This is a genomic window from Actinobacillus ureae ATCC 25976 (genome assembly GCF_000188255.1).
Lineage (GTDB): Bacteria > Pseudomonadota > Gammaproteobacteria > Enterobacterales > Pasteurellaceae > Actinobacillus > Actinobacillus ureae.
Genome location: NZ_GL831080.1, coordinates 515,606 through 526,916 on the forward strand (window position 1 = coordinate 515,606; position 11,311 = coordinate 526,916).

Sequence of the window (11,311 nt, forward strand, 5' to 3'; positions counted from 1 at the left end):
TTGCCAGCACCATTGCGATCATCTTCTCTCCCAATATTGAAACGATGATTATGCTTCGCATTGTGCAGGGCTTATCTTCGGCGGGAAGTGTGGTGATTTCTCGTGCGGTAGCGACAGATTTATATCGTGGACACGAAATGACTCGATTCTTCGGGTTATTAATGGCAATCAACGGCATCGCTCCGATTATTTCCCCGGTGCTGGGCAGTGTGTTATTAGAAGTGGTGAGTTGGAAAGGTATTTTCGCTTTTTTAGCACTGATTGGCGTGGTCGTTACGCTATTTAGCTTGCGATTACGAGAAAGCCTAAAACCTGAAAATCGCTTACAAGGCTCAATTTGGGCAACATTCAGCACCTTTGGTAACATCATTAAAAACCACCAGTTTATGCGTTATGTTGGGATTGAAAGTTTCCTTTTTGCTGGAATGTTTGCCTATATTGCCTCATCGCCTTTTATTCTACAAAGCGTTTATGGCTTATCCGCTTTGGTATTTAGCCTGTGCTTCGGTGCAAATGGTGCAGCGTTGGCGATTGGTTCTACCGTAGGAAGTAAATTTTCTAATGCAACCGCTTTACGACTTGGCGTATTTGGTTTTAGCATTACCGCCTTTTACACCGCCGTAATGCTAGTTATTCAGCCTGATTGGCTTTGGATGGAACTCGGCTTCTTCGCAATGCTATTCGTTACGGGTTTACCACTGCCAGCAATTTCTGCCTTAGCAATGGAAAGTGAGCGCCAATATGCAGGTGCAGCTTCAGCCGTGCTTGGTTGCACACCTTTTTTACTCGGTGGCATTGTTTCGCCATTAGTGGGCGTGGGCGATATTTTTATCGCAAGCGCAATGGTGATTATCATTTGTTCAATTATCGCCTTACTTATTTATTGGCAAGCTAAAAGCGAGATGGCATAAACGAAGCTCACAAGCGGTCGAAAAAACCAAAAGTTTTGCGACCGTTTTTTATTGTAAAATAGAATGTAGTCTATCTTAAACCTAGGATCGAAACTGTTAGAACTGAAACCGTTAGCAGAAGAAAAGAGAGAATGGTTTATCGGCTCATTACAATGGGCTTTTAAGCAAGCTATGTTAGATGAACTGGCGGAAAATGAGGAAATTATTAGCCAACAAGAAATCGAAGCTGCAATGAAAGCTGATCACGCACAGAGTTTACAGATTGAATATCAAGGGCAACCAGTAGCAGGTGTGGTGGTGAGAATTGATGAACAAACCCAACATAATTCTTTAGATCTGTTTTTTGTTACCGCCAGTGAGCATAGCAAAGGCTTAGGGTTAACCGCATGGCAAGCGATTGAACGGCATTATCCGCAAACCAAAATATGGGAAACGCACACGCCGTATTTTGAAAAACGCAATATCCATTTTTATGTGAATAAGTGCGGGTTCAAAATTGTGGAATTTTATCACGAGAAAAACCCTGATCCACATTCGCCAAATTTGTAAAAAAACGCACAAAATTCACCGCTTGATGAAATGTTTCGCTTTGAAAAAGAGATGAAAGTATCCTAAAAACTATGACAAACTCGACATACAAAATTACACCCAAAATCTTATTAGCATTATTTGTTACAGGACTTATTGCCGGCTGTGTGGGGATTATTCTTACTCACCTTTTGCATGCAATTCAACAGTTAGCGTTTCATGGTTCATTGATTGCAGGTGAGCATATTTCTTTTCGTGAATTAACCGAACTTGCCACGCCAACACGTCGTGTTCAAGTGCTATTAGTTTGCGGTTTAGTTGTGGGCATTGGTTGGACGCTATTACACCATTTCGGATCACCATTAGTTGGTATTAGCAATGCCGTGAAAGCGCCTGAAAAAGATGTACCGGTTAAAACGACGATTTGCCATGCATTCTTACAAATTATTACCGTCGGATTAGGTTCACCTTTAGGTCGAGAAGTTGCACCGCGCGAGATGAGCGTAGCACTCGCCACGCCTTTATCGAAACGATTTGGTCTTAGTTTATTACTTGCCTGTGCTTCAGGCGCCGGTTTAGCCGCCGTATATAACGTGCCTTTAGCGGCAACAGTATTTGTACTCGAAACGATGCTATTAAGCTGGTCGATGACAAGTTTAGTTGCTGCATTGTTATGTTGCGGAACAGCTGTGATTGTCGTACGTTGGGGATTAGGCGATTTAGTTCAGTATGGTGATTTTCCTGATTTAGCGAATGCTACGCTTAACCCAATGCTAATGTTATGGGCAGCTTTAGCCGGAATAGTACTTGCCTATGGCGTTAATTTTTTTGACTGGTGTCAGAAACATTTACCTTCGCTAACTCGTACCAAAACACAGAAAATTTTCACCGCACTTTTAGCATTTGCAATCATCGGTGTAATGTCTATGGCATTTCCGGAAATTCTAGGCAACGGCAAATCAGGGAATCAACTTAGCTTTGCCGAAAACCTAAGCTGGCAATATGCCATGGGGCTGCTAGCCACTAAATGGATTGCCGTATTATTAGCAATGATGGCTGGTGCATACGGCGGGCGAATTACCCCTTCTATGATGTTCGGAGGATTGATTGCATTTTTATTAGCTATTCTTTGGAATCAATTCTTTCCTCAAATTCCAGCAGGTTCTGCCGCCTTTATTGGCGCCACTGTATTCTTAGGTATCGCACAAAATATGCGCCTAACCGCTATTATTTTTATGTTAGAACTCTCCCGTTTAAGTACCGCATATTGGCTGCCGGTCTGTTTATGTATGGGAACGGCATTAATTATCACAATGTGGAAACAAGAGAAAAAATGAAAACTGTCGCCCTTATCCTTTACCCACATTTCAGCTTATTTCATTTTGCCGTGCCGCAAATGGTATTTTCCGCAACAGGATTGGCAAATGAGCCGTTATTGGATTTGAAAATTGTGGCGGAACAACCTGAAATCTCGCTTTCAGGCGGCTCATTGGTACAAGCCGACAGCGATTTAAGTTTGCTTGAAATCGCTGATATTATTATTGTCCCCACTTGGAATGATTTTGATGAAAAACCAACAGCGGCATTGCAAATGGCGTTGCAACAAGCAAATGCCCGTGGCGCAACGCTTGTCGGGTTGTGTTTAGGCACTTACGCCTTGGCATATTCAGGTTTATTAGATGGCAAACGGGCGGCAACCCATTGGATGGGGGAGGCGGATTTTCATCAACGTTTTCCACAAGTACGGTTAGATTTGAACGCACTTTATGTGCAACAAGGCAACTTGATGACATCCGCCGGTACAGCAGCTGGGCTGGATTGTTGTTTGGCAATTGTGTGGGAAATTTATGGTGTAAAAACGGCTAATCACTTAGCTCGGCTTTTTGTTACACCACCACACCGAGAAGGTGGTCAGGCACAATTTATCGAACAGCCGTACCACGCAAAACACCTGATGAAAACATCAACGAACTGCTAGACGACATTCGCAAAAATCTGCAAGCGGTCTATTTTATTGATGAAATTGCAAATCGTTTGTCAATGAGTCGTAGCACCTTTACTCGTCATTTCCGCAAAGCCACGGGGCAATCCTTCGCACAATGGTTGATTGACACCAGATTGCAGCGAGGACGTGAACTATTGGAAATCACGCAACTCTCTATTGAACAAATTGCGGAACAAATCGGCTTCCAAAGTGCGGTCAGTTTCCGCCAACATTTCAAACAACGCTTTCAAGTCAGCCCAAATGAATGGCGGAAGACTTTTGGGGAGTGGGGGTGAAAACGACGCCTCTTTTTAATTGGAGTTATAATTCCAATCTACTAACAAAAGCAAAAAATTGGAATTATAATTCCAATTATGCTAAATTAGCATAAATTTAGAACTACATTTCCAATTTACTATGATTATACGTAATCAATACCTCCAGCAACTGATTCAGTTCAAAGATACTGACTTCATAAAAGTGATTTCCGGTGTTCGCCGTTCAGGTAAGTCTATATTGCTAATGCAATATCAAGATTATTTACAAAACCAAGGCATACAAGCGAAAAATATTATCTACCTCAATTTTGAGAGTTTTGAATACCAATGGGTAAAAAATGCCGATGATTTTCAAGCACTTATTACGCAAAAAATCCCCAACAATTCAGATAAAATCTATTTTCTGATTGATGAAATCCAATTTGTCGAAAATTGGCAAAAAATTATCAATGCAGTACGAGTTAGCTTTAATACTGATATTGTGATTACTGGCTCTAATGCGAATTTGCTTTCTGGAGAGTTAGCAACGCTATTGAGTGGTCGTTATGTGGAAATTAAGGTTTACCCACTATCATTCAAAGAGTTTTTGCAGGCAAAAAATATCGATCCGCAATCACGATTGGTCGATCAGGCTTATGTGGAATATGAAAAATATGGTGGTTTTCCGAGTGTAGTATTGGCTGATGAGATGTTGAAAGACACGATTTTATCGGGGATTTTTGATTCTATTGTACTGAACGATATTGCTCATCGAGCTGGTGTTCGAGATACACATATTCTAAAAAATGTAATTTCATTTTTGGCTGATAATGTTGGGCAATTGGTAAACCCAAGCAAAATTAGTAACACGCTAACTTCTGAACGAGTACCCACCTCTAACCATACGATTAATAAGTACTTGGAATTATTGGAAAATGCGTTCCTGTTTTACAAAGCAAAACAATACGATATTCGGGGTAAGGGCTATTTAAAAACCAATGCTAAATATTTTATCGCAGATAATGGTTTACGCCGTTATGCCATTGGACAAAAAGATGCAAATTATGCAAATCGACTGGAAAATATTGTCTTTTTGGAATTATTAAGACGTGGGTACATTGTAGATGTCGGCAAATTAGATAGCAAAGAAATCGACTTTATCGCCCGTAAAGCGGATGAAATCTTGTATGTGCAAGTTGCCTATGATATCCCTAATAACACACACGAGACTGATAATTTACTACATATTCGTGACAATTATCGTAAAATTCTGATTACGGGCAGATACCAACCAGAACAAGAGATTGACGGCGTACCAGTGGTGTATGTGGTGGATTGGTTATTAAATGAATAACTACTATTTTTATTTAAGGAATTAAATATGAATGAACTTGAAATACCTAAAAAATCTGAATCAGCCATTGAGCAAGAAAAGCTTGTTTTACTAGAAGGTTCTACAACAATTATTATCGGTGCTAACGGTACTGGCAAGACAAGATTAGCTATTTATATTGAAGAACAAAAATAGCATTTTGCTCACTATTTCAAATAGTTTTAAAAATCAGGGAAATTAAACTATTTGTGAATATAACTACTAAACAAAACCGTTCATTACTATCGAATACTTTCGTTCATTAGTAATGAACGGTTTTGTTTTCTTGACATACGCTCCAAATAACAAGTAGTCATAAATCCCCAACAATTTACGACCGCTTGTAGTTTAGAATCTGCTCAAATCCAATCCGCCTGCTGTTTTCTCATTCGCTTTGAGATAAGCAGGGTGGGTTTCGATTTGTTTGAGGTAACGAGTGATATTTAGGTAATCCGCTTTGTTCACATAGTTTAATCTCTATAATCCTCACATTACTTTCTCAAATCGAAACATTTCATCAAGCGGTGAATTTTCATCATTTTTTTGCAAATGTGGAGCGGGATTTTTGCCGTGGTAAAATTCCACGATTTTGAAACCGCACTTATTCACATAAAAATGGATATTGCGTTTTTCTAAATACGGTGTGTGCGTTTCCCATACTTTGGTTTGAGGATAATGCCGTTCAATCGCTTGCCAAACCGCCAGCCCTAAACCTTTGCCATGTTCGCCTGTTACTACAAATAGCAAAATCCAGGGAATTGCGTTGCGCCTGCTCATTAACCTGCACTACAGCCCCTGCCACTAAGCGCCCGTCTGATTCGATTTGCAAACACTGTGCCTTTTCCGCCTGCATCGATTCTTCAATTTCCGCCCGACTGATAATTTCTTCATTCTCCGCCAGTTCGTCTAACATCGCTTGCTTAAATGCCCATTGTAAGGAACGGATAAACCATTCATTGTTTTCTTTCTATAATAGCTTTATTTCTAACATTTTATCTCTCCAATACAGGGGGCTAAAGCCCACCTTATGATTTTTTCAGACGGCATCATTTTACTCTCTCTCCGCTTGCTCCCTTTCTTCCTTCGTTACTGAAGTCAGTTTTGCCATTTTCGGCGCGCGGAATGCTGCCCCCGAGCCGCTGGCAAATACTGCAGGCAGCATACCTGCCACCATTGCAATCGTCGTCATGATAATTGGTCTGGCGCGTTCTGCTCCTGACTGAATCAGGGCAGTTAAACGTTCTACACCTTGCGTACGTTTTTCAATCACAAAGTTACGTTGCATGATAATGCCGTCCGCAGGCGCAACAATTTCCGCCTTGCTACGTTGATTTCGGCTGTCGGCAAGCTGCGCCTGAATTTGGGTGATTTCCGCTTTCGCCGCATTCACCGCCGCTTTTGCAGTATCGGCTTTGGCATGCTGCTGTTCCAATTCCTGATGGCTGACCGAATCCTACTGAACTAAAATTTGATAGCGTTTCAATATACTTTGTGCCTCTGTCAAACTCGCTTGCTGTGATGCTAAATTTGCCTTAGCACGGGCAAGCAGGGCATTATTTTGTTCCAGTTGCGACTGCACGTTATTGTTTTCCAATATCGCCAAAACTTGCCCTTTTTTGACCATACTGCCCACTTCCGCATTCACTGATAAAATCTGCACGCCTTGTAAAGCTGGATTAATCGCTATGTCTTCCTTAGCACCCCAAGAGCCGGTAAGTTTTAAGGTTGGTGAAAATTCCATCATTCGTGGTTGCACTACATTGATTTTCATTAAAGACGGCTGGGCAACTTCTGCTTCTTCTTGCTGATCACAAGCGGTTAAAAAACAGGAAAATATTGCCAACACGAGTATTTTTTTCATTATTAGTCCTATAAATTACCAAATTGGCAACATTTTATAGCACATTTTAAGACTAAATCAAGTAACTTTCAGGACTAATATTATTTGCCATTTCTATAACAACAGGGCATAATATTTGCCAAATTTAGTTACTTTTAAGACTTTCTATGAACCAACTTGAACAATTGAGCCATCATATTAGTGGCGTAGAAGAATCGATTGATCTGTGGATTGCTAAGTGCGGTGTGGGTTATAACCATTTTTCCGTACTGTATTCACTGATGGATAAAGGCGAATGTACACAGAAATTGATTTGCGATGAATGGTATTTGCCGAAACAAACCGTGTTCAATATTTGCAAGGAATACAAGGAAAAAGGCTGGATTGAGTTTGGAGAAAGCGACACGGACAAGCGTGCCAAAGTAATGCGCCTAACCGCAGATGGTAGGGCGTATGCTGAACCAATTTGGGTAGCAACCAAGCAGTTTGGTAACAAAACATTTGCTGCTTTTGGCGAGAAAAAGACTAAGCAACTGTTTGCTTTGCTGGCAGAATTTGCAAAAATCAGTCGTCAGCAAGCGGAGAAACAGCCAAGCCCGCACTGAGCTGAACAGGACAATGTTGCCGTCTGAAAACTGATTTTCAGGCGGAATCTTGTTAATTACAAGTCAAAAGTTTGCATCATATTCACATGTAAACATACATCGACATTGCCACGTGTTGCGTTTGAATATGGGCAAGTTGAGTGTGCTTTTTCAATTAACGTTTTTGCTTCTTCTAAGCTAATTCCTTCCACGGTGATAGTGATGTCAATTTCAAAGCTGAATGCGCCGTCCGGTTTTTGACCGATACCCACGCCAACAGTTGTTGAGTGTTTAGTTGGTTTAATGCCCAGTGTTGGAGCAACGTGGATAATCGCATTATCAAAGCACGCTGCATAGCCCATTGCGAAAAGCTGTTCAGGGTTAGCGCCCTCTTTGCCACTTTCGTTTTGGAAACCAACTAAATCTAAACCGAGTGAACCGTCATCTACTCGTGTATGACCGTCACGACCACCTACTGCTGTTGCTGATGTTTTGTAAAAAATTTTCATAATATTGTCCTTATTGAAGTGTTGTCTGAATGATGCTTATTTTATGGTTTTCATTCACCAAACGGTAGCACATTTCTTTAAAATTCTTGCCTATTTCTCTAATTCCGCTTTAAAATTGGCAACCGTACTATCTGCCGCACTTGCGATAAATGCCGTATCTGCACCGAGAGCGAAAAATGACACGCCAAGATCCGCATAGTGTTTAGCTTGCTCCGGAGTAGCGGCGATTGTGCCCACCGGTACGCCTAATTCACGAATACGCTTGATCGCATATTCCATTTTTGCCACTACGTCCGGGTGAAGAATGTTTGGGCCTAATCCCATATCCACCGCTAAATCCGCAGGGCCTAAGAAAATCGCGCCTACGCCTTTTGTGCTTGCGATAGCATCTAAATTTTCCATACCTTTTAGGCTTTCGATTTGCAACATAATCATTGATTCATCATCAATGCGTTGTTGGTAATCAGGGATACGTCCAAAGCGAGAGGCTCGCACTACACCTGCGCCCATGCCACGTTTACCTTCAGCCGGATATTTCGCCCAACGAATGATTTGTGCCGCTTCTTCGCCACTTTCCACCATTGGTACGATAATGTTTTGAATCCCTGAATCCATTAACTGCTTGAATGTACCAGCGGTTGCTTCACCAACACGTACTACCGGAGTCATCTCGTAAGGAGCGATCGCTCTAGCTACGTTTAAAATGGTCTGAATGTTATGCGGACCATGTTCCGCATCAATGAAAAGCCAGTCATAATCCGTGGTGGCAAGCACTTCCGCTACATCGGCAGGGGTGGTTTCTAACCCTACACCATACTGCATTTTACCCGCTTCAATATTATGTTTTAGGTTGTTATATAAGAAATCTTTTACGATTGCCATGATGAATTCCTTATAGCATTTTTGCTAAATAAACTTGTTTTCCGACCGCTTGGATTAAGTCGATTTGCGACTTCGTCCAGTTCAAATCTTCTTCCTCATCTTTATAATATTCTTTGATAAGGTCGTAAGAGGTAATATCTAAATAACCTGTATTTAATACTTCTTCAATAATTGGTAAGCCGTCTTGTGGTGCTTTTAAATCGTATGCTAAGAAGTCTTCAATATCGCTGAATATTTGATGAGCTGGAATTTCGTCTTGGCGAATTTCACCGTCTAAATCTAAAATTCGGTTATGGAATTGTGCAATAAAATCCAATTCGGATGTACCGTGTTCCGCATATTTTTCTGCAAGCTTGGTAAATCCTTGGCTAGCAAATACACGTGACATAATTTGATGATTAAGCGCATTTGCCGTAAGTTGTGTAGAGATATGTTGTAAAATTTCAATTGTTTTTGTACGTCTTTCATTTTGTTTCTCCTTGAGCACATCGATAAATTCATTGCGTTTGAAACTGTGCTTATCTTATGATAACTTTCATTTCACAGGTATATTATTTCTCCAAACAACTTGCCTAATTCTATAAATATGCAAATTATTGATAAATTATTACCGCTTATACCGAGAAACCAAATTTGGCAAACGCCGATTGATGGACTTGTGATTCAGCACGCTGATCGCCCTACACCGGTAGCGAACACAATTCTTGAACCTCGCATTTGTATTGTGTTACAAGGCAAGCGAAAAATTTGTATTGGTGATCAATGTACGCTATTCAGCAATTAACATTTTATGTTCTGTCCGGTAAACGTACCATTGTCGGTGGAAGTGGTGAAAGCAAGCCCTGAAAAGCCCTACTTGATGATGACGATGAAAATCGACCTAAAAATGGTGGCAAGTATCGTGCCACATATTCCAAAGACAATTGCAAAAAATCAGCCAAAATCGACCGCTTTCTTACAATGGCAAATGGAAGAAAATCTATTGGCTCAGTTCGAGCGCCTGATTGATTTGCTCAAAACGCCGGAAGATATAGATTTTCTTGCGCCGCTTATTCAACAACAAATTTACTATGTTCTGCTAAAAAGCGATCAAGGGCAGAAATTACGAGAATTGGTACAAGTAGGCAGCCACACAAATCGAATCGCTCAAACCGCACTTTGGATCGAGCAACATTTGTCTGAACCGTTACGGGTAGATGATTTAGCGAAACAGGCAGGAATTTCAGTATCGGGTTTTCATTCGCATTTTAAAAAATGACCAATATGTCACCGCTACAATATCAAAAATCGCATCGCCTACTGACCGCACAAAAGCTTATTCAAACCAAGCAAAGCAATATCGCCAATATTGCTTTCCAAGTCGGTTACGAAAGCCCAAGCCAGTTTAGCCGAGAATATAAAAGACATTTTGGGGTAAGCCCAAAAGGAGATGCGAGATAATAATCCATTTGATATTTATTTCTAATAAATGACAAGCGATAGTAGCTTATTAATCATTTACTACCACTTGCTATATTCAGAAAAGTATAAATTTAACTTAAAAATATCTAACTAGAATCACCTTACAATATGTTGATGTTGAGGTAGATAATATCGATTTGGCTTATTAGCTTTATCTGGAGAAAATTCATCTCTTGTTCCTAATTCAATATACTTAATTAATCCATTTATCTGCATAAACGATAATGTTTTTTTATATCGTTACGAGGAATCTTTGTTATCTCCTCTATTTTGTCATAAGACACTTGGGAATAACTTTTTAAGTTATTCCGTCTTGATGCTAGATAAAAAAATAATTTTAATGAATAAAGCTCCAATTTCGAACGCAAAGAAAAATTTGAAATTGCATCAATATATCTAGATCCAGATTTAGACTTTAAAATAGGTACTTTACACCACCCAGATTCAGGTCTGATGGCTTCCAATATATAAGTATTAGTTCTACTCGATTGGTCAATATTAATAATACCTAATTCAGATAATTTTTTAATCCCTGAACTAATAGATGATCTACTAATATTTAAATATTCCATCAAATCATCATATGTGATACTTCTTATTATTTGCATCCCTGTATTCTTATCCTTTTCAGCCAACATAATTAAAGCTAGTAAAACTAATAATGCAGAAATATTACTAGCATTAGCTTTATCCGAATTTTTAGAACTAAATTTCAGTTTTTCAAATGTAGTTTGATTAATCCAATCGGAAGGACATTTTTTCCAGTATTGGCTCATTTTCTTATTCCTCTCCATATAACGAACGATAAAACAAAAAAAGTAAAACTATCAAAGATTGATTCAATAGCTTTAAACAACATAATAAGTTCATCTAGAGAAAGGTTAATCAAATTTTCTAACATAATAAATAATAGCGATAACAAATTTATTCTCCTCTTCAATAATGGATGTTTTAGAAGTACGGAAAATTTTAGGGGCTGTAGT

General features: G+C 39.7%; 13 protein-coding genes and 2 pseudogenes. 8 read left to right on the forward strand and 7 right to left on the reverse strand.

All coding sequences use genetic code 11. The annotated features are described in order from the left end of the window. The 6 genes and pseudogenes from HMPREF0027_RS02590 to HMPREF0027_RS11895 form a co-directional block, all read left to right on the forward strand. A partial coding sequence (locus HMPREF0027_RS02590; RefSeq protein ID WP_005622009.1) for an MFS transporter occupies positions 1-911 on the forward strand: 911 nt, incomplete at its 5' end. A 171-nt stretch (positions 912-1,082) separates the two neighbouring features. Next, positions 1,083-1,460: a GNAT family N-acetyltransferase gene (locus tag HMPREF0027_RS02595; protein ID WP_005622010.1), complete on the forward strand. Its 378-nt coding sequence runs from the start codon at positions 1,083-1,085 to the stop codon at positions 1,458-1,460. A gap of 71 nt (positions 1,461-1,531) precedes the next feature. Next, positions 1,532-2,776 carry a chloride channel protein gene (locus HMPREF0027_RS02600; RefSeq protein WP_005622011.1) on the forward strand — a complete coding sequence of 415 codons (1,245 nt, stop codon included), beginning with the start codon at positions 1,532-1,534 and terminating at the stop codon, positions 2,774-2,776. Next, positions 2,773-3,719: pseudogene (locus tag HMPREF0027_RS02605) on the forward strand (GlxA family transcriptional regulator). Before HMPREF0027_RS02600 ends, HMPREF0027_RS02605 begins: the two are co-directional and overlap by 4 nt. Positions 3,720-3,840: 121 nt before the next feature. Further along, complete coding sequence (locus HMPREF0027_RS02610) at positions 3,841-5,034, forward strand: ATP-binding protein (RefSeq protein WP_005622014.1); 1,194 nt, start codon at positions 3,841-3,843, stop codon at positions 5,032-5,034. A 27-nt stretch (positions 5,035-5,061) separates the two neighbouring features. Continuing rightward, positions 5,062-5,208 carry a hypothetical protein gene (locus HMPREF0027_RS11895; protein WP_005622015.1) on the forward strand — a complete coding sequence of 49 codons (147 nt, stop codon included), beginning with the start codon at positions 5,062-5,064 and terminating at the stop codon, positions 5,206-5,208. Between the two features lie 330 nt (positions 5,209-5,538). Here the strand turns inward: HMPREF0027_RS11895 and HMPREF0027_RS12195 are convergent, their stop codons facing one another. The 3 genes from HMPREF0027_RS12195 to HMPREF0027_RS02620 form a co-directional block, all read right to left on the reverse strand. Further along, complete coding sequence (locus HMPREF0027_RS12195; RefSeq protein WP_181893768.1) at positions 5,539-5,829, reverse strand: GNAT family protein; 291 nt, start codon at positions 5,827-5,829, stop codon at positions 5,539-5,541. A gap of 274 nt (positions 5,830-6,103) precedes the next feature. Continuing rightward, a complete protein-coding gene (locus tag HMPREF0027_RS12390) occupies positions 6,104-6,484 on the reverse strand; it encodes an efflux RND transporter permease subunit (protein ID WP_005622018.1) in 381 nt (126 codons plus the stop codon). A 21-nt stretch (positions 6,485-6,505) separates the two neighbouring features. Further along, positions 6,506-6,913 carry an efflux RND transporter periplasmic adaptor subunit gene (locus tag HMPREF0027_RS02620; RefSeq protein WP_005622019.1) on the reverse strand — a complete coding sequence of 136 codons (408 nt, stop codon included), beginning with the start codon at positions 6,911-6,913 and terminating at the stop codon, positions 6,506-6,508. A 146-nt stretch (positions 6,914-7,059) separates the two neighbouring features. On the opposite strand from HMPREF0027_RS02620, the gene HMPREF0027_RS02625 reads away from it, so the two are divergent. Then, a complete protein-coding gene (locus tag HMPREF0027_RS02625) occupies positions 7,060-7,497 on the forward strand; it encodes a MarR family winged helix-turn-helix transcriptional regulator (RefSeq protein WP_005622020.1) in 438 nt (145 codons plus the stop codon). Positions 7,498-7,553: 56 nt separating this feature from the next. On the opposite strand, the gene HMPREF0027_RS02630 is transcribed toward HMPREF0027_RS02625, so the two are convergent. The 3 genes from HMPREF0027_RS02630 to HMPREF0027_RS02640 form a co-directional block, all read right to left on the reverse strand. After that, positions 7,554-7,985, reverse strand: a complete 432-nt coding sequence (locus HMPREF0027_RS02630) for an organic hydroperoxide resistance protein (protein WP_005622022.1) — start codon at positions 7,983-7,985, stop codon at positions 7,554-7,556. 90 nt (positions 7,986-8,075) lie between these two features. Then, positions 8,076-8,867: an HpcH/HpaI aldolase family protein gene (locus HMPREF0027_RS02635; protein ID WP_005622023.1), complete on the reverse strand. Its 792-nt coding sequence runs from the start codon at positions 8,865-8,867 to the stop codon at positions 8,076-8,078. Positions 8,868-8,877: 10 nt separating this feature from the next. Further along, entirely contained in the window at positions 8,878-9,255 is a 378-nt protein-coding gene (locus HMPREF0027_RS02640; protein WP_244261827.1) for a ferritin-like domain-containing protein, read from the reverse strand. 198 nt (positions 9,256-9,453) lie between these two features. Between HMPREF0027_RS02640 and HMPREF0027_RS11910 the strand changes: the two are divergent. Further along, positions 9,454-10,307 (forward strand): annotated as a pseudogene (locus HMPREF0027_RS11910) (AraC family transcriptional regulator). 227 nt (positions 10,308-10,534) lie between these two features. Here HMPREF0027_RS11910 and HMPREF0027_RS02650 read toward each other — a convergent pair. Then, positions 10,535-11,104, reverse strand: coding sequence for an HTH domain-containing protein (locus HMPREF0027_RS02650; protein ID WP_052301760.1), 570 nt, complete (start codon positions 11,102-11,104; stop codon positions 10,535-10,537). Positions 11,105-11,311: the final 207 nt, after the last annotated feature.

Excerpts from the sequence above, each read along its gene's own strand:
- HMPREF0027_RS02600 (WP_005622011.1), top strand. The coding sequence starts at position 1,532 with ATGACAAACTCGACATACAAAATTACACCCAAAATCTTATTAGCATTA.
- HMPREF0027_RS02620 (WP_005622019.1), bottom strand. The coding sequence starts at position 6,913 with ATGAAAAAAATACTCGTGTTGGCAATATTTTCCTGTTTTTTAACCGCT.
- HMPREF0027_RS11895 (WP_005622015.1), top strand. The coding sequence starts at position 5,062 with ATGAATGAACTTGAAATACCTAAAAAATCTGAATCAGCCATTGAGCAA.
- HMPREF0027_RS02635 (WP_005622023.1), bottom strand. The coding sequence starts at position 8,867 with ATGGCAATCGTAAAAGATTTCTTATATAACAACCTAAAACATAATATT.
- HMPREF0027_RS02650 (WP_052301760.1), bottom strand. The coding sequence starts at position 11,104 with ATGAGCCAATACTGGAAAAAATGTCCTTCCGATTGGATTAATCAAACT.
- HMPREF0027_RS02640 (WP_244261827.1), bottom strand. The coding sequence starts at position 9,255 with ATGTCACGTGTATTTGCTAGCCAAGGATTTACCAAGCTTGCAGAAAAA.
- HMPREF0027_RS02630 (WP_005622022.1), bottom strand. The coding sequence starts at position 7,985 with ATGAAAATTTTTTACAAAACATCAGCAACAGCAGTAGGTGGTCGTGAC.
- HMPREF0027_RS02595 (WP_005622010.1), top strand. The coding sequence starts at position 1,083 with ATGTTAGATGAACTGGCGGAAAATGAGGAAATTATTAGCCAACAAGAA.
- HMPREF0027_RS12195 (WP_181893768.1), bottom strand. The coding sequence starts at position 5,829 with ATGAGCAGGCGCAACGCAATTCCCTGGATTTTGCTATTTGTAGTAACA.
- HMPREF0027_RS02610 (WP_005622014.1), top strand. The coding sequence starts at position 3,841 with ATGATTATACGTAATCAATACCTCCAGCAACTGATTCAGTTCAAAGAT.
- HMPREF0027_RS02625 (WP_005622020.1), top strand. The coding sequence starts at position 7,060 with ATGAACCAACTTGAACAATTGAGCCATCATATTAGTGGCGTAGAAGAA.